At 62.6% G+C, this 24139-nt stretch carries 22 protein-coding genes and 1 riboswitch; of the genes, 12 read left to right on the forward strand and 10 right to left on the reverse strand.

Going from position 1 to position 24139, the window contains the following annotated elements:
* Positions 1-227: 227 nt before the first annotated feature.
* On the reverse strand, positions 228-461 hold the full coding sequence (locus G9C89_RS10295) for a hypothetical protein (protein WP_172147780.1): 234 nt from the start codon (positions 459-461) through the stop codon (positions 228-230).
* A gap of 168 nt (positions 462-629) precedes the next feature.
* Between G9C89_RS10295 and G9C89_RS10300 the strand changes: the two genes are divergently transcribed.
* Positions 630-1214, forward strand: a complete 585-nt coding sequence (locus G9C89_RS10300) for a YajG family lipoprotein (RefSeq protein ID WP_172147781.1) — start codon at positions 630-632, stop codon at positions 1212-1214.
* 293 nt (positions 1215-1507) lie between these two features.
* On the opposite strand, the gene G9C89_RS10305 is transcribed toward G9C89_RS10300, so the two are convergent.
* Positions 1508-1714, reverse strand: coding sequence for a hypothetical protein (locus tag G9C89_RS10305; RefSeq protein WP_172147782.1), 207 nt, complete (start codon positions 1712-1714; stop codon positions 1508-1510).
* 387 nt (positions 1715-2101) lie between these two features.
* Here G9C89_RS10305 and G9C89_RS10310 point away from each other — a divergent pair, with 387 nt between their 5' ends.
* A complete protein-coding gene (locus G9C89_RS10310; RefSeq protein ID WP_172147783.1) occupies positions 2102-2389 on the forward strand; it encodes a hypothetical protein in 288 nt (95 codons plus the stop codon).
* 83 nt (positions 2390-2472) lie between these two features.
* Here the strand turns inward: G9C89_RS10310 and G9C89_RS10315 are convergent, their stop codons facing one another.
* Entirely contained in the window at positions 2473-3639 is a 1167-nt protein-coding gene (locus G9C89_RS10315; RefSeq protein WP_172147784.1) for a 1-acyl-sn-glycerol-3-phosphate acyltransferase, read from the reverse strand.
* A gap of 110 nt (positions 3640-3749) precedes the next feature.
* On the opposite strand from G9C89_RS10315, the gene G9C89_RS10320 reads away from it, so the two are divergent.
* The 4 genes from G9C89_RS10320 to G9C89_RS10335 all read left to right on the forward strand — a co-directional run bounded on the left by G9C89_RS10320 (position 3750) and on the right by G9C89_RS10335 (position 6002).
* Entirely contained in the window at positions 3750-3932 is a 183-nt protein-coding gene (locus tag G9C89_RS10320; RefSeq protein ID WP_172147785.1) for a CPXCG motif-containing cysteine-rich protein, read from the forward strand.
* A complete protein-coding gene (locus G9C89_RS10325) occupies positions 3932-4192 on the forward strand; it encodes a putative signal transducing protein (protein ID WP_172147786.1) in 261 nt (86 codons plus the stop codon). Before G9C89_RS10320 ends, G9C89_RS10325 begins: the two co-directional genes overlap by 1 nt.
* Before the next feature lie 170 nt (positions 4193-4362).
* Complete coding sequence (locus G9C89_RS10330) at positions 4363-4980, forward strand: SOS response-associated peptidase (protein WP_172147787.1); 618 nt, start codon at positions 4363-4365, stop codon at positions 4978-4980.
* A gap of 200 nt (positions 4981-5180) precedes the next feature.
* On the forward strand, positions 5181-6002 hold the full coding sequence (locus tag G9C89_RS10335; protein ID WP_172147788.1) for a M48 family metallopeptidase: 822 nt from the start codon (positions 5181-5183) through the stop codon (positions 6000-6002).
* A 65-nt stretch (positions 6003-6067) separates the two neighbouring features.
* On the opposite strand, the gene G9C89_RS10340 is transcribed toward G9C89_RS10335, so the two are convergent.
* The 4 genes from G9C89_RS10340 to G9C89_RS10355 form a co-directional block, all read right to left on the reverse strand.
* Positions 6068-6511 carry a ketosteroid isomerase-related protein gene (locus G9C89_RS10340; RefSeq protein WP_172147789.1) on the reverse strand — a complete coding sequence of 148 codons (444 nt, stop codon included), beginning with the start codon at positions 6509-6511 and terminating at the stop codon, positions 6068-6070.
* A gap of 106 nt (positions 6512-6617) precedes the next feature.
* Positions 6618-7205 carry a TMEM165/GDT1 family protein gene (locus G9C89_RS10345; RefSeq protein ID WP_172147902.1) on the reverse strand — a complete coding sequence of 196 codons (588 nt, stop codon included), beginning with the start codon at positions 7203-7205 and terminating at the stop codon, positions 6618-6620.
* 117 nt (positions 7206-7322) lie between these two features.
* Positions 7323-7459: riboswitch (yybP-ykoY riboswitch) on the reverse strand.
* A 50-nt stretch (positions 7460-7509) separates the two neighbouring features.
* Positions 7510-8508, reverse strand: a complete 999-nt coding sequence (locus G9C89_RS10350; RefSeq protein ID WP_172147790.1) for a class I SAM-dependent methyltransferase — start codon at positions 8506-8508, stop codon at positions 7510-7512.
* A gap of 107 nt (positions 8509-8615) precedes the next feature.
* Entirely contained in the window at positions 8616-9581 is a 966-nt protein-coding gene (locus G9C89_RS10355; RefSeq protein WP_172147791.1) for a 2-hydroxyacid dehydrogenase, read from the reverse strand.
* A gap of 79 nt (positions 9582-9660) precedes the next feature.
* Here G9C89_RS10355 and G9C89_RS10360 point away from each other — a divergent pair, with 79 nt between their 5' ends.
* The 5 genes from G9C89_RS10360 (at position 9661) to G9C89_RS10380 (ending at position 18863) form a co-directional block, all read left to right on the forward strand.
* Positions 9661-10290 carry a LysE family translocator gene (locus G9C89_RS10360; protein WP_172147792.1) on the forward strand — a complete coding sequence of 210 codons (630 nt, stop codon included), beginning with the start codon at positions 9661-9663 and terminating at the stop codon, positions 10288-10290.
* Between the two features lie 226 nt (positions 10291-10516).
* Entirely contained in the window at positions 10517-12199 is a 1683-nt protein-coding gene (locus G9C89_RS10365; RefSeq protein WP_172147793.1) for a fatty acid--CoA ligase, read from the forward strand.
* 231 nt (positions 12200-12430) lie between these two features.
* The gene (locus tag G9C89_RS10370; RefSeq protein WP_172147794.1) at positions 12431-14311 is read left to right on the forward strand and encodes a DUF1302 domain-containing protein; all 1881 of its coding nucleotides are present in this window, start codon (positions 12431-12433) and stop codon (positions 14309-14311) included.
* Between the two features lie 31 nt (positions 14312-14342).
* Positions 14343-15710, forward strand: coding sequence for a DUF1329 domain-containing protein (locus G9C89_RS10375; protein WP_172147795.1), 1368 nt, complete (start codon positions 14343-14345; stop codon positions 15708-15710).
* Between the two features lie 414 nt (positions 15711-16124).
* Complete coding sequence (locus tag G9C89_RS10380) at positions 16125-18863, forward strand: LuxR C-terminal-related transcriptional regulator (protein WP_172147796.1); 2739 nt, start codon at positions 16125-16127, stop codon at positions 18861-18863.
* Between the two features lie 501 nt (positions 18864-19364).
* Here the strand turns inward: G9C89_RS10380 and G9C89_RS10385 are convergent.
* From G9C89_RS10385 to G9C89_RS10395, 3 genes are all read right to left on the reverse strand, one after another.
* A complete protein-coding gene (locus tag G9C89_RS10385) occupies positions 19365-20195 on the reverse strand; it encodes an OmpA family protein (protein ID WP_172147797.1) in 831 nt (276 codons plus the stop codon).
* 59 nt (positions 20196-20254) lie between these two features.
* Complete coding sequence (locus G9C89_RS10390; protein ID WP_172147798.1) at positions 20255-20671, reverse strand: DUF4398 domain-containing protein; 417 nt, start codon at positions 20669-20671, stop codon at positions 20255-20257.
* 300 nt (positions 20672-20971) lie between these two features.
* On the reverse strand, positions 20972-21316 hold the full coding sequence (locus G9C89_RS10395; RefSeq protein ID WP_172147799.1) for a pilin assembly protein: 345 nt from the start codon (positions 21314-21316) through the stop codon (positions 20972-20974).
* Between the two features lie 186 nt (positions 21317-21502).
* Here G9C89_RS10395 and ppc point away from each other — a divergent pair, with 186 nt between their 5' ends.
* Positions 21503-24139, forward strand: coding sequence for a phosphoenolpyruvate carboxylase (gene ppc, locus G9C89_RS10400; protein WP_172147800.1), 2637 nt, complete (start codon positions 21503-21505; stop codon positions 24137-24139).

Raw genomic sequence — 24139 nt, forward strand, 5'->3', positions numbered from 1 at the left:
CCGCGCAAAACTCCCGTTGCATGGCTGCAAGGTATTCTGCGTTATGGGTAAAAGCGGCGAGCCGGAAGGGGCTGCACGAAGTGGGCGACTCTCTGGGGCGTGGCCGATGGCTAATGCATCAGCGGTACGGCGAGGCCCGATCAGGAGACGTCCTTATAATCGGGGCGCGATTATAAGACGAATGCAGAAAAATTGATCGCCTCAAGTGGCTTTTCTTCTCCCGCCGGTCAGGCTGCTGAGGTTTTGGCGGCGGCCGAATATTTCACGTTTGCGGCGCTACGCGCGCTGGCGGGGAGTGGTTTATGCAGCCAGCCGAGCTGCTGCTGATTGACCTCGATCCAGCCCAGGCCTTGTGGCGCCTGGGCTGACTGGCGAAAGGCACGGCACAGGCCGTGCTCGTCGAGCAGGGCAAAGGTGCGAATGTGACGGCGCGGGGCGAGCCAGGAACGAAGGGAAAACATGGTGTGGACTCAGGCGGTTGACGACTAAAGTCTTATGCCAGTTGGGCATGACAAGGCCATGACAACAGCCCGACAACCCTCAAGTCTTGCCCGCGGCGCTGTTAGCCCATGGTGCGGCTGGTTATACTGCAGGGCAATTTTGCGCCCTACACCCATGGAGAGATGAGCATGCTGCATCGCCTGTTGTTTGGTCTGATCACTGTCGTCAGCCTGACCCTGGTCGGCTGTGCCCACAGCCCGCAACAACTCAGCCCGCAACCCAAGATCAATGCCCCGCTGGTCGCCGTTGGCCAAGGCCAGCCGGTGGTGGTTCGGGTCGCCGACGGTCGTCCGTCGCCGGTACTCGGCACGCGCGGTGGCCTGTACCCGGAAACCAGCGCGATCGTCGTGAGGGGTCAGGACATTCTGCCAAAACTGCAAGCTCAGGCAGAAGCGGCGGTGCGCCTGCTGGGTTTCACTCCGACTCCGAATGCCTACAACGCGCCGCAACTGACCCTGACCCTGGCCGAGTTGAAGTACCAGTCGCCGAAAGAAGGCTTGTACGTCACCGAGTCCGATATCACCGCAACCTTCCGCCTCGACGTGCAGAACAGCGCGCGCCGTTACAACGGCCGCTACGGCGCCTCGTTGAACCAGCGCTTTGGCATGGCACCGAACCAGGAAACCAATACCAAGCTGGTCAGCGATGTGTTGAGCGATGCGCTGACCCGCGCGTTCAAGGATCCGACCATTGGCCAAATGCTCAGCCAATAATCGCTGGTCGATAGAGTTCCGGCCGTTAGCGCAATGCTGTTCAGCCGCTAGTAGGATTGTCAGGTCTTGGCGGTAGCGACTGGTCGGCTAACTCGAGAGTCAGAGAGAATGCCGCTTCCCCGCAAGGGCCAAGCGGCATTTTTCCTTGGCGGCAGCCCATCAAGCAGGGCAGTAGGGTGACCCCATCCAGGGTCTGCGCCGCACACAAAAAAACGCCGCTTTCCGGTAGCGGGGGGGAGCGGCGTTTTTTTTGAGTGAAGGGTATTGCAGTCGTGCTTGGCTTTTTGGGGGATTCAGGCCGCCTCGGCGTAAAACTCCGGCAAGCTGAAGCCGGTGTTTTGGTCGATGTCCGGCAGGTCATAGTGTTCATGGCCGCCAAGGGCGCAATAGACCAGCCAGTGGTGGTCCTGGACGTTGAAGGACAGCTCGTTGATTACGTCTTCCACTTCGTCGAGTGAATCGATCAGGTAATCACGATCAAGTGGTTGTGGGGTGAGCATGGCAATTCCTCCGTGGGGCAGGTTGGATACGCCGCCGTGCCGCGATGACGGTGGCGCAGCTGAAGAGGATTCAAAGCTTAGGCCAGGAATGTGACGATCCTCAGACGATTTCGGGATAGCTCCTTCGTTCGTCGGAAACGAAACTTCTAAATCGGCTGCTCCAGTAAACTGCGCGCGGTATTTCGGATCGCCCGGTGGGTTGCGGCGGTGTGAAGTGCGCTTGATGGAAGTGCTTGAGGCGGAAAGTCAGCGCCTATCCCTGGAAAATCGAGTTTTCCCTTCCCGAACGATCAGCGCAGTTGCTTCATTCCGCCCGACAATGCCGGCATTTTCCCTTTCGTGGTGCACAGGCGTGCTCTGTGCACCAATTTGCTGTGGAGGTTGCTGATGCCGTTGCAGGCGCTCTGGTCTGTTTTCCTTGCCCATCCCGCGCAGTCGTTGAATGCCCTTGCCCTGTTCTTCGGGCTTGCCGGGAGCTGGTTGCTGCTGGCCACCCGAGTGCGCGAGCAGCGCGCAGTGGCGCGCTTGATCGCGGGCAGCGCTGCCAAGGATATGGCCGAGGAGGTGTACATGTTCGACGCCCCGACTCAACGACTTAACCGGTTTTTCTATCGTTTCGGTTTTATCAGCCTGGCGGTGTCGCTCGCGCTGTCCTGGGGCAGCACTCAGATCTGAATTGCCCGAGGCGGCGACAATGGTTTCAAACAACAAAAACGGCAGCCCATGGGCTGCCGTTTTTGTTGCTGCGCCAGGCATTCCTAGAGCGGCAAGCCGGCTTTCACCCGGTATTGGTTGCGCACCGGATTGGCATATTGCAACACCAGATATGGCTGCTGTTCGACCGGGCAGCGCGCCAGGCGCTTGTTCCACTCGGCTTCGGCGCGAGCCAGTTCCTCGGCGGGAAACAGCTGCGCTGCGCTCGGTACGTCGAGTGCCGGATCGCGCGCGCTCCACATGGCGTAGGCCAGGTAATGCACCGGGAATAACCGGTAGCCGCTGAGAATCTGCCTGTCTATCTCGGCAGCCAGCTGCTTGCTGTCTTCCAGGCCGTGGCTCACCGGTGCGCTGAAGTGAATATGCACGCGACCTTTATAGCCGGTAATGCCGAGGGCGATGCTCTGGTCGTCTTCGCCCGGCGCTTTGCTGTAGCTGCCGCTGCTGGCGCGGATGAACAGCTCGCGGGCCTTGGCCTGATCGCAGGGGTCGTATTCATAGCTGATCGACACCGGGGTCAGTTTCAGCGCAGCGATCACTTCGGCAAAGGGTTCGCTCTTGCGACTCATGTGGAACATCTTGAGGATCGCCGAGTCGGTGCGGTCGTTGCCGTCCTTGGCGCGGCCCTCGGCCTGGGCGATCCAGATCGACTCGCAATCGGTGCGGATCGAGTGATTGATGTAGGCCGACAGCAGTTGGTAGGCCGCGAGTTTCTCGCGGCGGCCGCTGAGCGAGCGATGCACGATAAAGCTCTTGTTCAGGCGCATCAGGTCGCTGACGAACGGCTTCTGCAGCAGATTGTCGCCGATCGCGATGCGCGGGGTCGGCAGGCCGGCGTGGTACACCGCGTAATTGACGAAGGCCGGATCCATGACGATGTCGCGGTGGTTGGCGAGAAACAGGTAGGCACTGCCGGCCTTGAGTTGCTCGACGCCGGAATAGGTCACGCCGTCGGTGGCGCGCTCGATGCTCTGGTCGACGTAAACCTCGACTTTCTCCTGCAGCGCCGCTACCGAGGCGACCTTGCTGAACTCAACTCGCAGTCGATAGGCTATAAGTGGTTTAAGCAGCCAGCCCAGTGCGCCAGCCAGGCGTGGGAAGCGATACTGGGTGAGGATGTCGAGAAACTCGTTGTCTGCCAGCAAGCGCGCCAGAACAGTGGGTACTTCGGAGTCGGCGTAAGGTCGGATGGCATCGAATTCGCCCATCATGCTCTCTTGTCGTGGTTGGCTGTGGTTAGCAGAATGTTGAGGAGGGTGGTTCCGTGCTTGGAACCAGCGATAGACCGGCGATTATACCTACAAGTCACATGGAGACTGCGATGCTGGAAAGCCAGCTTTATCAATGCCCGTACTGTGGCGAGTCGGTTGAGGCTCTGCTCGACCTCTCCGCTGGCGATCAACAGTACATCGAGGATTGCCCGGTGTGCTGCCGGCCCATTGTCTTCGATCTGCACACCGACGGCATTGACTGGACGCTCGATGTGCGCGGAGAAAACGACTGATGCAGCGCATCTACGAGCCGCAGGACGTGCTGGAAGGCGAGTTGCTCCTGGGCATGCTGGCCAGTGAGGGCATCGAGGCCCACCTAACCGGCCAGCACCTGCTCGGTGGGGTCGGCGAGCTGCCGGCCTGTGGCTTGCTCGGTCTGATGGTCGAGGATGTTCAGGCCGAGCGCGCACAGCAGTTGATCGCCACGTACAATGCCGCGCAACCGCTGGCCAATGACGAGCCAGAGAACTTCCAGGGCGTGCTGCTCTGCTAGTCGCTTCGGCGCGCAGTGGCGGACCTGCAGGCTGCGCCGCGCGCGATGGCTGAGCCTGCCCAGGCTGCTTGAGCGATAGCCTGTGACGCGTCGGCCCCTGGTCTTCGCGGGTGTCCCATTCAACCGCCGGCCCTGCCTGGCCCGCTGCCTACCTGTTATCGAGTTGTCTCATGTGTGGACGTTATGCCCTGTTCCGTTGGTCGCCAGTGTTCGCGGCCTTGCCCGGTTTTCCTGCGGATCAGCAGCCGCAATGGAATATTGCGCCCGGTGCCCAGGTTCTGTTGTTGCGTGCCGTCGCCGGTGAGCGCCAACTGGCGCGCGCCCGCTGGGGGCTGACCCCGCCCTGGCTGACGGATCTGTCGAAAACCCCGGCCCAGGCGCGGGCGGAAACCCTGGCCGAGCAGCCGATGTTCCGCGATGCCTTGCGTCTGCGCCGCGGCTTGTTGCCGGCCAATGGCTTTTACGAATGGCGCGGCTCAGCGCGCAAACGGCCGTATTGGCTGACCAGCGAAGACAGCCCGCTGTACTTTGCCGCGCTGTGGGAGGCCTATCCGGTCGAGGGTTGTGTCTATCTCAGCGCGGCGGTGGTGACTCAGCCGGCGGCCAATCAGCGTCGCCCGCTGATCCTCGATGCCGCCGCCCAGGCGCTGTGGCTGGCGGCAGACACGCCGCTGGACGAGCTCAACGCGCTGTTGGCCCGGCCGCAGCCGCTGTTGCGCGAGCGGGTCCTGGCCAATCTGGTCAACGACCCCAAGCTGAATGCTCCCGAGTGCCTGACGCCGGCGTAGCTGGCGTCAGTTGGGTGCTGGGGTGAAACTTATTGCGATCCGACCAGCCCTGGCAAAGCGGCAGGCACTGCGTGACTGTTTATCGGGCGCAGGGTCTTGCGCCGATAACGAATGGCTGGCCGTCTTCCCGCCGCTATTGCCGGTTGCTCGCCCAGGGGCGCGGGCCTAGCATACGCGGCTTATTCGCACGGAGATTCAGCATGAACCAGACGTTGTCCTTTACCGCGCTGGCCGCGGCCTTGCTGCTGGCAGGATGCCAAGCCGTGAACACCACCAGCGGTGGCGCAGTGGGAGTCGAGCGCAAGCAGTACATGTTCAGCATGCTTTCGACCCAAGAGATCAACCAGATGTATGCGGCGTCCTATCAGCAGACGCTGGGCGAGGCGTCGAGCAAGGGTGTGCTGGACAAGAGCAGCGCCAGCGCCAAGCGCTTGCGGGTCATCACCGATCGCCTGATCAAGCAGGCGCCGATTTTCCGCGCCGATGCCGCGCAGTGGCAGTGGGAGGTCAATCTGATCAAGAGTCCCGAGCTGAATGCCAGCTGCGGCCCGGGTGGCAAGATCCTCTTCTACAGCGGGCTGATCGACAAGCTGCAACTGAACGACGATGAGATCGCCGCGATCATCGGCCATGAAATGGCCCATGCCCTGCGCGAGCATAGCCGCGAAGCCATGTCCAAGGCCTACGGCGTGGCGCTGGCCAAGCAGGGCGCCGGTGCCCTGCTCGGGCTCGGCCAGACGGGCATGGCCATGGCCGATACCGTGGTGCAGTACAGCCTGACCCTGCCCAACAGCCGGGGTAACGAGAACGAGGCCGACCTGCTTGGGCTGGAACTGGCCGCCCGCAGCGGCTACAACCCGAACGCTGCTGTCAGCCTGTGGCAGAAGATGGCCAAGGCCGGTAATGGCGCGCCGCCAGAGTTCATGAGCACCCACCCGTCGTCGAGCAGCCGCATCGCCGCCTTGCAGGCGGCCATCCCGAAAGTCATGCCGCTCTACGAACAGGCCAAGGCCGCGCGCTGACAGCGTCGCCACCGCAGGCAGGGCTAGCCAGCGGTGGTGCCGCCCTGTGCATATAGGCGAGCGGCTTACGGCAGGGCTTTTTCCGAGAAGGAACGGGTGTCCAGGCCCAGTTGGGCGCGAAAGCTTTCCATGTCGAACATGGTGCAGATTTCCTGGATCTCGTTGCTCGGGGTCAGCGTCCAGAAGGCCATCGCCGCGATGCTCAAGACCTTGTCGCTCGGCGGGTAACCCAGGGCCGGTTTCTCGATGGTGCCGATCAGGGTGCTCCAGGTGACGACCTTGTTGCCTTCGGCGATGCACTCCTCGATCACCACCAGCAGGTCTGGCATGGCAGTGCGGATGTCCTGGATCAGCTGGGCGAAGGCGGCGCTGCCCAGGTGATGGCCGACAAACGAGCTTTTGTAGAGAAAGTCCTTGCTGTGCAGCTGTTCGGCCAGGGCCAGGCGACCCTTGTTCCACGACAGGTCGATATGCTGGCGGACCACTTTTTTCCGATCATCCAATGACATGCTGCTCTCCCAAGCTTGTCGGGCAAGGTGCGCAAGATGCTGCGCACTTTATCGGCCGTCAGAGTAGCCAAAACATCGGCCGGAGCGCCAGAGGATCGGCGTCAAATCAATACCATAAGTGTCCGCCGAGTTGCAGGGCCTGGTAGCTCGCATAAGCCGCCAGCGCGGCGAAAGCGCAGGCTGCCAGGCGACGAATCAGGGTCAGTGGCAAGCGCTCGGCGGCAAAGTTGCCGACCAGCACCACGGGGACGTTGGCGATCAGCATGCCCAGGGTGGTGCCGATCACCACAAGCACGAAGTGAGGGTACTGCGCGGCCAGCATCACCGTGGCGACCTGGGTCTTGTCGCCCATCTCGGCGATGAAGAAGGCGATCAGGGTGGTCAGGAATGGACCGTAGCGCTTGAAACTCGAGCTTTCATCGTCATCCAGCTTGTCGGGAACCAGGGTCCACAGCGCCACGGCGACGAAGGAGGCGGCGAGCGTCCAGCTCAGGGTCAGCGGGAAAAACAGGCTGGCTACCCAGTTGCCGGCGGCACCGGCGAGAAAATGGTTGGCCAGGGTGGCGACCACGATGCCGAGGATAATTGGCAGGGGCTTGCGAAAACGCGCGGCCAGCAGCAAGGCGAGCAATTGGGTCTTGTCGCCGATTTCGGCTAGGGCAACGATCAGGGTAGGGACGAACAGGGATTCCAGCATCAGACTTCCTAACGGGGGCGGGTCGACATGGCTATGACACGTACCGCCTTCCCGCCCCGGGTAAGGTGTGCGTGTCATAGGTCTTGTCAAACCCTGTGCGCAGTGTCATCGGCCAGCGGCTGCTGGTTAACAATGCGCCAGCCCGTGTTGCTGGGCTGTGGGTCGCACGCACCATGGTCGGTGGACCAAGTATGTTGACGCGTGCCGGGCGAGCTGCTGCTCGCGGGAGACTACTCCCCTAGGACGGGCGCATTCTGCCCAACCGCAGCGGATTGGGCAAGCCTGCGCTTGTATCGGGTCGCTATGGTTTGCTCGCACTGTAGATGCGAAAGCCCTTGGCTTCGGCCAGGGTATGGCAGGGGCCGAGGTATTGCTCGATCAGCGGTGGGTACTTGAGAAAACTGTTGGCCACCAGGCGCAATTGGCCGTGTCGTTCGAGGTGCTCGGCGGCATGCCGCAACAGATTTTCCGTGGCCTGGTAGTGGGTGTGCACGCCCTGGTGGAACGGCGGGTTGCTGAGGATAGCGGCCAGGCCCCTGGGGGCGGCGGCAATCCCGTCGCCACTGATGACGTTGGCCTCAAGGCCGTTGGCGGCCAGGGTCAGGCGGCTGCTGGCCACGGCGAAGGCATCGACATCCAGCAGGGTCACCTGGCTCTCCGGATAGCGGCGCTTCAGCGCCGCGCCGAGCACGCCGGCACCGCAGCCGAAGTCGAGCAGGTGACCCGCCGGCAGCTGATCCAGATGTTCCAGGAGCAAGGCGCTGCCGATGTCCAGGCGGCCATGGCTGAATACCCCGGGCAGGCTGACCACGCTCAGCGGGCCGTCACTCAGGGGCAGGCTGTAGTGCCGCGCCAGGGCTTCGAGGTCCGGGGTGGCTGGGGCGTTTTCCACGGTGACTTGCCAGAGCTGGCAGTGGCGCGCGCTGTCGAGCTTGCGCGCTCTGCCGAAGGCTGCCAGCTGCTTGGCCGCACGTTCGATGCCAGCGCGCTTCTCGCCGACCAGGAACAGCTGGCGCCCGGCCAGTTGCGCCGTGAGGGCGCCCAGCAGGTAGTCGGTCAGTTCGCGGGATTTCGGCAGGAACAGCACTGCGGCGGCGAAACCGTCCGCGGGAGGCGTTACGCCAAAGTGGCTGCGCCCGGCAAAGCGGGTTTCCAGCAGCGCCTGCTCGCCGGCGTGCCAGCTCCAGCCCCGGGCTTCCGGCAACTGGCCGAGCAGGTCATCGGCCGGCAGGCCGGCGAGCAACAACGGGCCGCCGAACAGGTCGGCCTGGCGCAGCAGCACTTCGCTTCGCGGGTCCATGGGGGGATAGGCTCCTGGGAAAAGCGCGGAGGATAGCAAATCCGGCCAGGGCTTTGAGCGGAATGGGGCTGCGGCGATGCGGGCCCGATTACCCATTCCTCGTGCGGCTAGTTCACCAGCCGGCGCGCTGCGCCGTCGAAAAACGCCTGAGCGTTCTCCGTCAGCTGGGTGACGATGCGTTGCCGCGCTTCGCGGCTGCCCCAGGCGCTGTGCGGGGTGACGATCAGCCGTGGGATGTCGGCGGCGAGCAGGGGGTTGCCGTCGGTTGGCGGCTCCCGGGTCAGTACGTCGGTGGCCGCGCCGCCGAGATGGCCGCGGCGCAGGGCGTCGGCCAGCGCCTGTTCGTCGACCAGGCCGCCACGCGCGGTATTGATCAGGAAGGCGCCGGGTTTCATCAGGCTCAGCTGGTATTCGCCGATCAGGTCCTGGGTGGCAGGGGTGAGTGGGCAATGCAGGGTCAGGGCATCGACCTGCGGCAGCAGTTCGTCCAGCGGCAGGCGATCCGGGCGGGACGGCCGCCCCGGCAGCTGGCCAAGCAGCACGCGCATGCCGAAGGCTTCGGCCAGGGTGGCCACGGCACCGCCCAGTTCGCCGTGGCCGAGCAGGCCGAGGGTCTTGCCTTGCAGTTCGACGATGGGGAAATCCAGCAGGCAGAACTGCTGCGCCTGTTGCCAGCGGCCGTCGCGTACCGCGCCCTGGTAGTCGGGCAGGCGGGTGGCCAGGGCGAGCAACAGCATCAGGGTGTGCTGCGCCACCGAAGGCGTGCCGTAGCCCTGGCAATTGCAGACCAGCACGCCATGCTCGCGCGCGGCGGCCAGGTCGATGTTGTTGGTGCCGGTGGCGGCGATCAATACCAGTTTCAGCTCGGGGCAGGCGGCAAAGGTCTTGGCGTCCAGCGGGACCTTGTTGCTGATCGCCACCTGCACACCCTGCAGGCGCTCGATCACCTGTTCAGGGCTGCTCAGCGGGTACAACGTCAGTTCGCCGAATAGCTGCTGCAGTGGCGACAGGTCGAGATCGCCCAGGTCGAGTGTGCTGTGGTCTAGAAAGACTGCGCGGCTATTGTTACTCATCAGCTGTACCTTTTCTGCTGTCGGAGCGGGGCGTAAGGTAAACAGCCTATCAGACCCCCATGCCTGTTGCGGAGCCGCTATGTACTGGACGGAATTTTTCACCGTTGCCCTGATTCACCTGCTGGCGGTAGCCAGCCCCGGGCCGGATTTTGCCATCGTGGTGCGCGAAAGCGTGGCCTTCGGCCGGCGTGCCGGGATCTTCACCGCGCTGGGTGTGGGCACCGGGATCTTCGTGCACGTGGCCTATTCGCTGCTCGGCATCGGCCTGATCGTGTCCCAGTCGATTGTCTTGTTCAACGCCTTGAAGTGGCTGGCGGCCGCTTACCTGCTCTATATCGGGATCAAGGCATTGCGCGCCAAACCGGCGGGTCCGGCCCGCGCCGAGCTGAGCCTGGAGCAGGCCGCGCGTTCTCCGCGTGCGGCCTTTGTCACAGGCTTCGTCACCAATGGCCTGAACCCCAAGGCAACCCTGTTCTTCCTGTCGTTGTTTACCGTGGTGATCGATCCGCATACCCCGCTGACGGTGCAGGCCGGTTATGGCCTCTACCTGGCATTGGCGACGGCGCTGTGGTTCTGCCTGGTGGCGATGTTGTTCAGCCAGCCGCGGGTGCGCGCCGGGTTTGCCCGCTTGGGCCACTGGTTCGACCGGCTGATGGGTGCGGTATTGATCGGCTTGGGCGTCAAGTTGGCGTTCAGCGAGTTGCGCTAGGGGCGCTCACCGACGATGACGATATTGGGTATTACGGTTGCCGCTATAAGCGTGCGGGATAAATAAGTAGTGGCTGTGAACCGGCTGTGTTTGTCGATCCTGTTGCGTGACCAAAAATAGTTAAAAAGTCATACGGGCAAATCATTCTTTTGACTGATTTGCCCGCTTGGTAAGCGCTCTAGAGTCCTGTCACTGAATAAAATATATCTGCTGACAGGTGCTCTCTATGTTGCAAACCCGCATCATCCCGCCCGCGGCGAATGCCCATCAATACCCGCTGCTGATCAAGCGCCTGCTGCTTTCCGGCGTGCGCTACGAAAAAACCCGTGAAATCGTCTATCGCGACACGCTGCGTTATAGCTATGCGACCTTCAATGAGCGGGTTGCACGCCTGGCCAATGCGCTGACGACGGCGGGGGTCAAGGCGGGTGATACCGTGGCGGTGATGGACTGGGACAGCCACCGCTACCTCGAATGCATGTTCGCCATTCCCATGCTTGGTGCGGTGCTGCACACCATCAATATTCGCCTGTCGCCTGAGCAGATTCTCTACACCATGAACCACGCCGAGGATAAGTTCGTCCTGGTCAACAGTGAGTTCGTGCCCCTCTACAACGGTATCGCCGCGCAACTGAGCACGGTCGAGAAAACCCTGCTGCTGACCGATGCCGAGGAGAAAACCGCCGAATTGCCGGGGCTGGTCGGCGAGTACGAGCAGCTGCTGGCGGCGGCCAGCCCGAGCTATGACTTCGCCGATTTCGATGAAAACTCGGTGGCCACCACCTTCTACACTACCGGCACCACCGGCAACCCCAAGGGCGTGTATTTCACTCATCGGCAACTGGTGCTGCACACCATGGCGGCAGCCAGTGTGCTGGGCAGCCTCGACAGCGTGCGCCTGCTGGGCACCAACGATGTCTACATGCCGATTACCCCGATGTTCCATGTGCATGCCTGGGGCATTCCCTATGCCGCCACCATGCTGGGCATCAAGCAGGTGTATCCGGGGCGCTACGAGCCGGAGTTGCTGTGCAAGCTGATCAAGGAAGAGAAGGTCAGCTTCTCCCACTGCGTACCGACCATCCTGCAAATGATGCTCAGCGCCCCGAGCGCCCAAGGCCATGACTTCGGCGGGTTGAAGATGATCATCGGCGGCAGTGCGCTGAACCGTGCCCTCTACGATGCTGCCAAGGCGCGCGGCATCCAGCTGACGGCGGCCTATGGCATGTCGGAAACCTGCCCGCTGATCTCCTGCGCGCACATCAATGACGAACTGCTGGCCGGCAGCGAGGATGAGCAGATCACCTATCGGATCAAGGCCGGGGTACCGGTGCCTCTGGTCGAGGCGGCGATCATGGGCGCCGATGGCAGCATGCTGCCGGCGGACGGTGAGTCCCAGGGCGAGTTGGTGTTGCGTTCACCGTGGTTGACCCAGGGTTATTTTCGCGAGCCGGAGAAAGGTCAGGAACTCTGGGAGCACGGCTGGCTGCACACCGGTGACGTGGCGACCATCGACGACATGGGCTTTATCGAGATTCGCGACCGCATCAAGGACGTGATCAAGACCGGTGGCGAGTGGATCTCCTCATTGGAGCTGGAAGACCTGATCAGTCGGCATCCGGCCGTGCGTGAAGTGGCGGTGGTGGGGGTGGCGGATCCGCAGTGGGGCGAGCGACCCTTTGCCTTGCTGGTGCTGCGTGAGAATCAGACCCTGGATGCCAAGGGCCTCAAGGACCACCTCAAGCCGTATGTCGAACAGGGTCATATCAACAAGTGGGCAATTCCCTCGCAGGTCGCCCTTGTTACCGAAATTCCCAAGACCAGCGTTGGCAAGCTGGACAAGAAACGCATCCGCCTGGATATAGCCCAGTGGCAGGCGGCCGGCTATGCGTTTCTCTCCACCCTGTAATGTGTGGCGGTGATACCTGGCCGGAGTGACTGCATAGTCAAACAAGCGTTTGCCTTGCCAATTGCTCTTTCCCAGCCATTCCTGGCTTGTGGCGAATCGGACTTATCCGCCGAAACCTGCGAGCCAGAGTGTCTGGGAGGCTGCAAATCATACTTTCGAGGGATCAGGCAGTCACACCCTCTGGCTATAGTCCGCACTATCCATAACAAAAAAGTACATGGAGTAGTGTCGATGACAAAATCAAAGCAAACCTGGCGTCTGGCTAAACTGCCGTTGGCCGTCAGCCTCGCATCCACCCTCGCCGCACCGGCATTCGGCGTGAATTTCAATATCGGTGAAATAGAAGGTCAGTTCGACTCGTCGCTGTCGGTTGGTGCCAGTTGGTCGACCCGTGGCGCAGATCCAGATCTGATCGGCACCGTCAATGGCGGTAAAGCCGCTTCATCGACCAGCGACGACAACCGCCTGAACTTCAAGAAAGGCGAGACCTTCTCGAAGATCTTCAAGGGTATCCACGACCTCGAACTGAAGTACGGCGATACCGGCGTGTTCGTGCGCGGCAAGTACTGGTACGACTTCGAGTTGAAAGACGAGGAGCGCCTGTTCAAGGACATCGACGACCACAACCGTAAGGAAGCGGCCCAGTCCTCGGGCGCGCAAATTCTCGATGCTTTCGTCTACCACAACTACGACATTGCCGACATGCCGGGTTCCGTGCGTCTGGGCAAGCAGGTCGTCAGCTGGGGTGAAAGCACCTTCATTCAGAACTCGATCAACTCGATCAACCCGGTCGACGCCGCCGCCTTCCGCCGTCCCGGCGCGGAGATCAAGGAAGGCCTGATCCCGGTCAACATGTTCTATGTGTCGCAGAGCCTGACCGACAACCTGTCCATGGAGGCGTTCTACCAGCTCGAGTGGGACCAGACCGTAGTCGATAACTGCGGCACCTTCTTCTCGACCACCGACGTGGTGGCCGATGGTTGCGATAGGAACTTGACTGTCGGCTCGCCGGCTATTGCACCGTTGCAGCCGGTCGCCGCCGCGTTTGGCCAGGGTTTCGATGTGGAAAGCGAAGGCGTGGTGGTGCCGCGTGGCGGCGATCGCGATGCGCGCGACAGTGGCCAGTACGGTATGGCCCTGCGCTGGCTTGGCGATAACACCGAGTACGGCGCCTACTTCATGAACTACCACAGCCGTAATCCGTTCTTTAATACCAAGACGGCAGAAGCAGGTACCTTTGCTGCACTGCCTGCTATTGGTGCGGTGGGTGGCAACGCCGCGGCCAGCGCTTTCCTGGTGGCAACTTGCGGCCCAGTCCCCAACGCCTGCTATGCAGCAAACGCAGCTACCGCTACGGCTATAGGCCAAGCATCGGGTGCTGGTCTGGCGCAAAGCACTGCACTGGGTAATGGCGAATACTTCATCAGCTATCCAGAAGATATTCAGCTGTACGGCCTGAGCTTCTCGACCGTGCTGCCCACCGGCTCGTCCTGGGGCGGCGAGGTGAGCTATCGCCCCAATGCGCCGATCCAGATCAACAGTACCGCGCTCAACCTGGCGTTGCTGAATCCGGCTAGCGGCGGTCTGGCAGCCCCCACCATCGATACCACGCCGGGTGCGGACAACCAGGGTTATCGCCGCAAGGAACTGACCCAGGTGCAAACTACCTTGACCCATTTCTTCGACCAGGTATTGGGTGCCAGTCGCCTGACCGTGGTCGGCGAAGTCGGTGTCGCCCACGTCGGCGCCCTCGAGCGTCGTGAGGATCTGCAATACGGCCGCGACTCCATCTATGGTGCCTACAGCGCAACCAATGACGACGGTTTCGTGACCAGCACTTCCTGGGGCTATCGCGCTCGCGCCATTCTCGAATACCCGAGCGTGTTCGCTGGCGTCAACCTCAAGCCGAGCGTGTCCTGGTCGCATGATGTGGATGGCTACGGCCCGAACGGTCTGTTCAACGAAGGCAGCAAGGCCGTCAGCCTGGGGTTGGATGCCGACTACCAGAACACCTATAACGCCAGCTTGGCCTACACCGATTTCTTCGGTGGCGACTACAACACTGCTATCGACCGCGATTTCGTTGCACTCAGCTTCGGTATGAACTTCTAAGCGGCCAGGAATTTTGAGGAAGACTCTGTATATGAAAACAACAAAAAGTCTGTTGCAAACCGGCGCGCTGACCCTTTCGCTGCTGGCCTGCAGCGTCATGGCAGCGGTGTCGCCAGACGAGGCTGCCAAGCTTGGGACCACGCTGACGCCAGTCGGTGCCGAGATGGCGGGTAATGCGGATGGCTCGATTCCGGCCTGGACCGGTGGTTTGCCGAAGAATGCCGGCACTGCCGATGCCGCCGGCTTCCTGTCCGACCCGTTCCCCAACGAGCAACCACTGTTCACCATCACCGCGGCCAACGCCGAACAGTACAAGGACAAGCTGACCCCCGGTCAGCAGGCCATGTTCAAGCGTTATCCGCAAAGCTACAAAATACCGGTGTACCCGACCCACCGTTCCGCCGCCATGCCGGACTTCGTCTACGAAGCCACCAAGCGCAATGCGGCCAGCACTCGCATGGTCGAGGGCGGCAATGGTCTGGAGAACTTCGAGCAGGCCAACCCGTTCCCGATTCCGAAGGATGGTCTGGAAGCGATCTGGAACCATATCACCCGCTACCGTGGTGGCAGCGTCAAGCGTCTGGTAACCCAGGCGACACCGCAGGCGAACGGTTCCTACAGCCTGGTCTACTTCCAGGATGAGTTCACTTTCCGTGGCGCGTTGGAGGGTGTCGACACCAGCAAGGAAAGCAACGTGCTGTTCTACTTCAAGCAGCGGGTAACTGCACCTTCGCGTCTGGCCGGTAACGTGCTGCTGGTGCACGAAACCCTCAACCAGGTGAAAGAGCCGCGTCTGGCATGGTTGTACAACGCCGGCCAGCGCCGCGTGCGCCGCGCACCGCAGGTGTCCTATGACGGGCCGGGTACCGCCGCCGATGGCTTGCGTACGTCCGACAACTTCGACATGTACAACGGTGCACCTGACCGTTACGAGTGGAAGCTGAACGGCAAGAAGGAAATCTACATTCCTTACAACACCTACCGTCTGGATTCGCCGAAGCTGAAGTACAGCGAAATCATCAAGCCTGGCCATATCAACCAGGAGCAGTCCCGTTACGAGTTGCACCGTGTATGGCATGTGACTGCGACCCTGAAGGCCGGCGAGCGTCATATCTATGCCAAGCGTGACTTCTACCTCGATGAAGACACCTGGCAGGCCGCGCAAATCGACCATTACGACGGCCGCGGTACCCTGTGGCGTGTGGCTGAGGCCCACGCCCAGTACTACTACGACAAGCAAGTACCCTGGTACACCCTGGAAACCCTGTATGACCTGCAGTCCGGTCGTTACCTGGCACTGGGTATGAAGAACGAGGAGAAGCAATCCTACGCGTTCGGCTACCCGGCAAAAGAAAGCGACTACACCCCGGCAGCACTGCGTCAGGCTGGCGTTCGCTAACAACCGTTGTTGCAACAGTGAAAGCCGGCCCATTGGGCCGGCTTTCTTGTTTTAGCGATGTCCCAGTGGCTCGCGGCACTGGCCAGCAGGTCAGCACAGCGTGCCGGTGTCGCCAGCCACGGCGCGTGGCCTACACGCAGCGCTGCTGCCGCTGTCGAAAATGTTCCCGGCCTTGTTCCTGCCTACTCCATTCATGAGGCTCGCCCGCTTCGCGGCGCTGCTTTGGCGTGGCCGATTCGGCTATCCATGCCGCTGAACAGCGCCCGCACGAACTGGCTCAGACTGAATCCGGGTTGCCTGCCTGGGTAATGATTTGTGTCCGTGCCCACATCCAGGCTTCAATTCCCGCGGTTAAGTCGATAGTCTGCTGAAAGTTCGCGCCTGAACTGGCAATGACTTAACAAGAGCCGGGTGATGACCGATCTGACGCGTATAACACCTGTAGTCAGCGATTCCGTTCCTCTGGGCGACAGTCGCTTTTTTCGTCCACCACTGCCATCCAGCCATGTATCGCGGCCGCGTCTGTGTGAGCGGCTGGCCGAGGGTTTGACCGGGCGGCTGCTGCTGGTCAGCGCCCCCGCAGGTTTCGGCAAAAGCTCGCTGGCCAGTGAGTTCTGCCAGACACTGCCCGAGCAGTGGCACAGCCTGTGGCTGGGTCTCAGCCCACGGGATAGTGATCCCGGGCGTTTTCTCGAGCGCTTGCTGGCGGGTCTGCAGCAGTTTTATCCGGGGTTGGGCGAGGATGCCCAGGCATTGCTGCGCATGCGCCAGCGCCATCAACCCTTCGCCTTCGAAGAGTGGCTCGATGGCCTGCTCGACGAGTTGGGCGAGCGCCTCGTGCCGACAGCGCCCTTGTTGCTGGTGCTGGACGACTATCACCTGGCCCAGGGTGCGGTGCTCGACCGTTGCCTGCAGTTTCTCCTCAATCATCTACCCGAGGGCCTGGTCATTCTGGTGACCAGCCGCCAGCGCCCTGACTGGCACCTGGCGCGCCTGCGTCTGTCACGCCAGTTGCTGGAGTTGCAGGAGCAGGACTTGCGCCTGACCGAGGACGAGACCCGCGCACTACTCGGCAGCCAGGGTGCCCAGCTCAGTGGGCCGGTTCTGGAGGAGTGGCGCCAGCGCAGCGAGGGCTGGGTGGCCGGCCTGCGCCTGTGGCTGTTGACCCGTCAGCAGGCGGATGACGGCAGCCCGGAGCGGGTGCCCCAGGGCGACGAGGGGTTGATCCGCGAATACCTGCTGGAAGAGGTGATCGAGCAGCAGTCGGCCGAGGTGCAGAGCTTCCTGTTCGACACCGCCTGCCTGGAGCGTTTCTGTGTCGAGCTGTGCGATGCCTTGCGCGAGCAGCATGACAGCGCGGCGATTATCCAGCACCTGCAGACCCATCAGGTCTTTCTGGTGCCCCTGGACGAGCAGGGCCACTGGTTTCGCTACCACCACCTGTTCTCCGATCTGTTGCGCTCGCGTCCCGCTGCCCAGCGCAGCCAGTCCCAGGCGGCCCTGCATCTGCGGGCCTGTCGCTGGTTCAGCAGCCAGGGCCTGCATGAGGAAGCGGTCGATCAGGCGCTACGAGCCGGCCAGCCGGAAGTGGCGGCCAATCTGGTGCAGAACCTGTCCGAGGAACAATTGCTCGGCGAGCAGAATGTCGCGCGTTTGCTGCGCTGGAAGATGGACCTGCCCGACAGCCTGCTGGCCAGCACGCCGCGCCTGCTGGTGTTATACGGCTGGGCTCTGGCCCTGGCTTGCCAGCTGGATGCCGCCGACGAGCTGATCCAGCAATTGGGACGTTTCATGCCGGCCCCCAATGCGCAGGAGCAGGATGATCTGTTGGCCCAGTGGCTGGCCCTGTCCGGCATCATCGCCCGCGGTCGTGGCCAGGTGCCCGAGGCCGAGCGCTATTGCAGAGAGGCCCTGGCCCTGCTCGGCGGCGAACGCTGCGGGCCGCGCCTGATGTGCCTGTTTACCCTGGCCAACCTGGCGATGACCAAGGGCGACCTGTGGCGTGCGCGGGGGCTCAATCGCGAGGCCTTGGAGCTGGCGCAGCGGATCGACAATCCCCTGTTCGAGGGCCTGGCGCATGCCGAGCGGGCGCGAGTGCTGCACGCCCGTGGCGAGGTTCAGCGTGCTCTGGTCGAGGTACGCCTGGGCCAGCAGCGGTTGCACGGGCTCTCGAGCCAGCGGGTCTATTCGGTGCGGGCGCGGTTGAATCTGTACGAGGGCTATCTGCTCAGCGTGTCGCTGCAAACCCAGGCCGCCCGCACCAAATTGCTGGCCGGGATCGGTGAGGCACGCGCCTGTCGCGACATCAGCCTGCTGGTGGGGTACTGCGTGCTGGCCGGGGTCGAGGGGCGTGAAGGACGCCTCGGCGAGGCCTTCGCCCAACTGGCCGAAGCCGAGCGCCTGATGCATGCCTGGGATGTGCCATCGATCTACTACCTGGCGATGATCACGGTGGTCAAGTGCGAGCTGTGGTTGTCCCGGGGCCAGCTGGAATTGGCCGAAGTCTGGTTGCAGCGGCTGGCCGAGACCTATTGCGGCGCAACGCCCGGCGCGGCCCCCGAGTTCCACCCGCAGCTGGCCTTGCATATCGAGTTGCAGCAAGCCGCGCTAGAACGCTTGCAGGGGCGCCTGGAGGTTGCCGAACGGCGCCTGCGCGCACTCAGTCGGTGCGCCCAGTCCGCATCGGGTCAATTGTTCGTGGTCGCTGCTCAGGTGCAATTGACCCTGCTGCTCAAGGCCTCCGGACGCGACCGCGAGGCCGTCAGCTGGCTGACCAGCAGCCTGGAAGCGGCGCAGGGTGGTGCTTTGCTGCCTTATCAGGAGTTGTTCGTGCACCAGCCACAGTGGCTGCGCGAGCAACTGATCGCGCGCCCCGATTGCGCCGTGGCCGTCGAGCTGCTCAAGTATCTGCCGCAGACCCAGGAAGGGCGGCTGAGCAGGCTTGATAGCCAGCTGACCGAGGCCTTGAGTTCGCGTGAGTTGGCGGTATTGCAGCTGATCGCCCTGGGCTGTTCGAATCAGGAAATCAGCGAGCAGCTGTTCATTTCGCTGCACACGGTGAAAACCCATGCCCGTCATATCAACGGCAAACTGGGCGTCGAACGGCGTACCCAGGCAGTGGCACGGGCCAAGGATCTGGGGCTGTTGCGTTGAGAGGCGGTGAAAAAACTCGCGCCTACTGCGAACGCCTCCAAACGCCCGCTGCGACGTTGCGATACATGAAAAGCAGGGTCATTTAGCTCACTAAACTCCCTTGCTTTTCATGTATGGCGCCTTGCCGCGAACGCCTGGAGACGGTCTCGCTACGGCGCTCGATATTTTCACAACCTCTGAGCGGCTGTGAAAACTCGTGCCTACGGCGGCTTCTCGGTGCCCTGCGTTTCGGCTGATTATCTCGAGTAATCCGCTATTCGTAGGGTGGCTCTCGCCGCAGGCAGGGCACCATTGGTTTGGCGGTGCGGCGCAAAAGCTGGCGGGTTGTCGCTGCGCTCCGAACGGACGGCGCCCCGGCCGCCCTACGCTAAGAAAATGGACCGCCCAGGACCGGGTAAAGCGTCATCCACAGCTGATCTTGCGGTAGTGCAGATAAACAAAAGACCACAAAAATGCCACTCACCTGGTTCAAGTGAGCGGCATTGTGCTGCTGCGCGGTAATCAGCCAGCGTTTGTCGTGCTGCGTGGTGCAACCGGTTGGTCGTCGTTGGATATAGTCACCTCGACCCGGCGGTTCATCGAGCGGCCAGATGACGTGTCATTTCCTGACACCGGGTATTCCTTGCCATAACCCTGGGTGACGATGCGCTCCGGGCCAACGCCCATTTTTATCAGCGCCATGCGTACCGAGTTGGCGCGCAGTTGCGACAGGCTCAGGTTGTAAGCGGCGGAGCCGGTGCTGTCGGTGTAACCCTCGACGATCACCTTGCGCTCTGGGCTTTGCTGGAGGAACTGAGCCAGTTTGTTGACGTTGTTCATGCCGCCGGACTTCAGCTCCGCGCGGTTCAGGTCGAACAGCACATCACCGAAAGTTACCAGCGTGCCACGTTCCGTTTTTTTGGCATTCAGGCTGTCCTGCAGCTGCTTGATTTGCGCATCGCGCGCATCGAGTTGCACATCACGGGCATCGATTTGTGCATCACGTGCATTCAGGCGCGCGTTGGCACGCTCGGCGGCAGCCTTGCCCAGGTTCTGTTCGGCGCTACGCAAGGCGATGGTCTGCTTGGCGACTTCGATGCGCTGGTTGGTCAGGTAGGCCAGTTGATCGACTTTCTGTTCATCCTCGCTGGCGCGGTAGGCCTGTTCGGCCTCGTCCAGCATCTCGCTGGCACCCTTGGTTTCCAGGGCCGCGACCTTGCTGGCTTGCGGGTCCGACTGCAGCGTGGAGAAATTGCTGCGTGCCGCCTCCAGATTGACGTTGGGTTGCGAGGAGCATGCGGCCAGGCCTACGCTCAATGCCAGTAAGGCGGGAATCATCACTTGAGTACGCATATTCGGGTAATCCTTTAGCTGTTGGCGGAGTCGGTGTTCAGCGTGTTTGGCGGCCGGGGTTAAAGGCTGCTGCCACGCATACTTTCCTCGCGCATTTCCTCAACGCCCTGGCGGGCGTCTTCCAGGGCTTGTTCAGCCTTGGCTGCCTGGGCTTTGCGTTCTGCCAGGCGCGCATCCCACTCGGCCTGTTCGGCCAGGCGTTTGGCTTCTTCGTAGTTTTGGTCGTGCAGTTGCTGCTCGGCTTGCTTGAGCTTCTCTTGTGCGGATTTCATTTCCACGGCAGCGAATTCCGGGCCTCCGGCACTGACCGCAGAGTTGACCGCCGATTTGCTCACTGCGAGCTGCTCGCTAGGAGGATTGCCGGCGCAGCCGGCCAGCAACAGGCTGCTGCCGAGGGCGAGTGCGGCGAGTGTCCAGGTTGACCGTTGGCTAGGTTGTGGCCGGGCAGGGGTGATGATCATGGTGTTCAGTTCCATTGGTGGTTTCCTTGCATGCAGCGGTTCCCATGATGGTCACCAGCCAGCGTTTTGACTGCAGGCGGCGGACGCTTTTGGACAAGGCGCAACAGGCCCTTAGCCGCGACCGTTCGTCAGAACGCTACGAAGCTTCGAGTGCGTTTAGAATAATTTTGTTCAAAAAAAACAACATAAATAATCCATCAAAGCTTATTTTCTGGATTTATTCGTTCTGATGTTTTCTTTCTTGAACGCTTGTGCGCGCAGGCACGCCGCCCCAGTTGCTGGGGCGCGTGGGTCGTTCAGGGGCATGCAGAGATTTCAGTGGTTGGTGCTGTCCTGTTGCGCGCTCAGCTCGTGCAGATACTTGCGTGACAGGGCGAGAAAGCGCGGTGTCGGGCCGATATCTTCATAGAGCGGATTGCCTTCCTCGTCGGTGGCCACCACCTGGCTGCCTTTGACGTAGGGCAGGCTGGTTTCCAGTTCTTCCAGCGCCGCGCCGATCAGCTCGCCGAGTAGTGCTTCCGGGCTGCGTTTGGGGTACATCTCGGCTAAAGCCGCCAGGCGTGCAGCCGCTTCCATATCGAGATTGATCTGATACAGATTGCGGGTCATGCGACCCTTGGCGTTCTGTTCCCAATGGTGGACAAGCTCGCGAATTTTCATGACTACCTCGTCCTTTACCTACTCGTGGTAGGCGGTTATGCGATTGTGCTGGGCCTCGCCCTTTTGTGGCGGGCCTGATTAGAGCCTAGACGCTGCCCAGCGTTCTTGTCGGTGCGGTGTCGCGCCCTTGTAAGATGTTGCCGTGCTGGGCACTCTTGAGCTTCACGCTTCAGCGGAGAGTCACTCATGGCAGAAATCGACGCGCGTCTGCGCGAGGACGTTCATCAGCTCGGCGAGCTGCTGGGTAACACCATCAGCGCCCAGCGGGGGACGGTTTTTCTCGACAAGATCGAGCGCATTCGCAAGGGTGCCAAGGCCGCGCGGCGCGGCTCTGCCGCCGGTGCCGAGCAGCTCAGCGCCAGCCTCGAGCAGCTCGCCGACGACGAACTGCTACCGGTGGCGCGGGCGTTCAACCAGTTTCTCAACCTGGCCAATATCGCCGAGCAGTATCACCGCATCCGCCGGCGCGACCCTGACGAGCCGGAGCCCTTCGAGTCGCGGGTGTTGCCCGAACTGTTGCAGCGCCTGCTGGCCAACGGCCACGGCGCCGATGCCCTGGCGCGCCAGTTCGGCCGGCTGGACATCGAGCTGGTGCTGACCGCCCACCCGACCGAAGTGGCGCGGCGCACCCTGATCCAGAAATACGATGCGATCGCCGCACAGCTGGCCGCGAGCGACCACAGCGACCTGTCCGCCGCCGAGCGCGAGCAGGTCGCCGAGCAGTTGCAGCGCCTGATCGCCGAGGCCTGGCATACCGAAGAGATCCGCCGCAGTCGCCCGAGCCCGGTGGACGAGGCCAAGTGGGGCTTCGCTGTGATCGAGCATTCGCTGTGGCAGGCGGTGCCGAATTTCCTGCGCAAGGCTGATCATGCCCTGCAAGCGGCCACCGGCATGCACCTGGCGCTGGACGCCGCGCCGATTCGTTTCGCTTCCTGGATGGGCGGCGACCGCGACGGCAACCCCAATGTCACCGCCGCGGTGACCCGCGAGGTGCTGCTGCTGGCGCGCTGGATGGCGGCCGACCTGTACCTGCGCGATATCGACCAACTGGCCGCCGGGCTGTCCATGCAGCAAGCCAGCCCCGAGCTGCTGGCAAAGGTTGGCGAGAGTTCCGAGCCCTATCGCAGCCTGCTCAAGCAACTGCGCGAACGTCTGCGCGCCACCCGCAGCTGGGCCCAGGAGGCGCTGCACGGTCCGGTCGCAGCGCCGGCGGCGGTGTTGCAGGACAACCGCGAACTGCTCGAACCGCTGGAGTGCTGCTTCCAGTCGCTGCACGCCTGCGGCATGGGGGTGATCGCCAATGGCCCGCTGCTCGATTGCCTGCGCCGCGCCGCCACCTTCGGCTTGTTCCTGGTGCGTCTGGACGTGCGCCAGGACTCCAGCCGTCACGCCGCGGCGCTCGATGAAATCACCGATTATCTGGGCCTGGGGCGCTACGCCGAGTGGGACGAGGAGGCGCGCCAGCAGTTCCTCATGACCGAGCTGGACAACCGCCGGCCGCTGTTGCCCAGCCACTTCAAACCCAGCGCCGACACCGCCGAAGTACTCGCCACCTGCCGCGAGGTGGCCGCCGCGCCGGCAGCCTCGCTGGGCTCCTATGTGATCTCGATGGCCGGTGCGCCTTCCGATGTGCTGGCCGTGCAACTGCTGTTGAAGGAGTCCGGGCTGCTGCGGCCGATCCGCGTGGTGCCACTGTTCGAAACCCTCGCCGACCTGGACAACGCCGGCCCGGTGATCGACCGCCTGCTCAGCCTCAAGGGCTACCGCGCGCGCCTGCACGGCCCGCAGGAGGTGATGATCGGTTATTCCGACTCGGCCAAGGATGCCGGTACCACCGCGGCGGCCTGGGCGCAGTACCGTGCCCAGGAGAAACTGGTGCAGGTCTGTGCCGCGCAACAGGTCGAGTTGCTGCTGTTCCACGGCCGTGGCGGCACCGTCGGCCGCGGCGGCGGTCCGGCCCATGCGGCGATCCTGTCGCAGCCGCCGGGCTCGGTGGCGGGGCGTTTTCGCACCACCGAGCAGGGCGAAATGATCCGCTTCAAGTTCGGCCTGCCGGATATTGCCGAGCAGAACCTCAACCTCTACCTGGCCGCGGTGCTGGAAGCCACCCTGTTGCCACCGCCGACGCCCGAACCGGCCTGGTGCGAACTGATGGACAAGCTGGCCGCCGATGGCGTCACGGCCTATCGCGGCGTGGTGCGCGAGCATCCGCAGTTCGTCGAGTATTTCCGCCAGGCCACGCCGGAGCAGGAGCTCGGCCGCCTGCCGCTGGGCAGCCGCCCGGCCAAGCGGCGCGAGGGCGGGGTGGAGAGCCTGCGGGCGATTCCCTGGATCTTCGCCTGGACCCAGACCCGCCTGATGTTGCCGGCCTGGCTGGGCTGGGAATATGCCCTGAGCAGCGCAATGCAACGCGGCGAGGGCGAGCTGCTGGCGCAGATGCGCGAGCATTGGCCGTTCTTCCGCACCCGCATCGACATGCTGGAAATGGTCCTGGCCAAGGCCGATGGCGCTATTGCCCGGCTCTACGACGAACGGCTGGTCGAGCCGTCCCTGCGGCCGTTGGGCGAACATTTACGCGACCTATTGTCGCAGGCGGTGGCTACGGTACTGGGGCTGACCGGTCAGTCGCAGCTGCTGGCGCACAGTCCCGAGACCCTGGAATTCATCAGCGTGCGCAACACCTATCTTGACCCCTTGCACCTGCTCCAGGCCGAGCTGCTGGCGCGCTCCAGGCAGCGTGATAGCCAGGCCGACAGCCCTCTGGAGCAGGCCTTGCTGGTCAGCGTCGCCGGCATCGCCGCCGGTTTGCGCAACACCGGTTAG

Origin of the sequence: Pseudomonas tumuqii (assembly GCF_013184545.1) — a bacterium.
In the GTDB taxonomy this organism is placed as follows: Bacteria; Pseudomonadota; Gammaproteobacteria; order Pseudomonadales; family Pseudomonadaceae; genus Aquipseudomonas; species Aquipseudomonas tumuqii.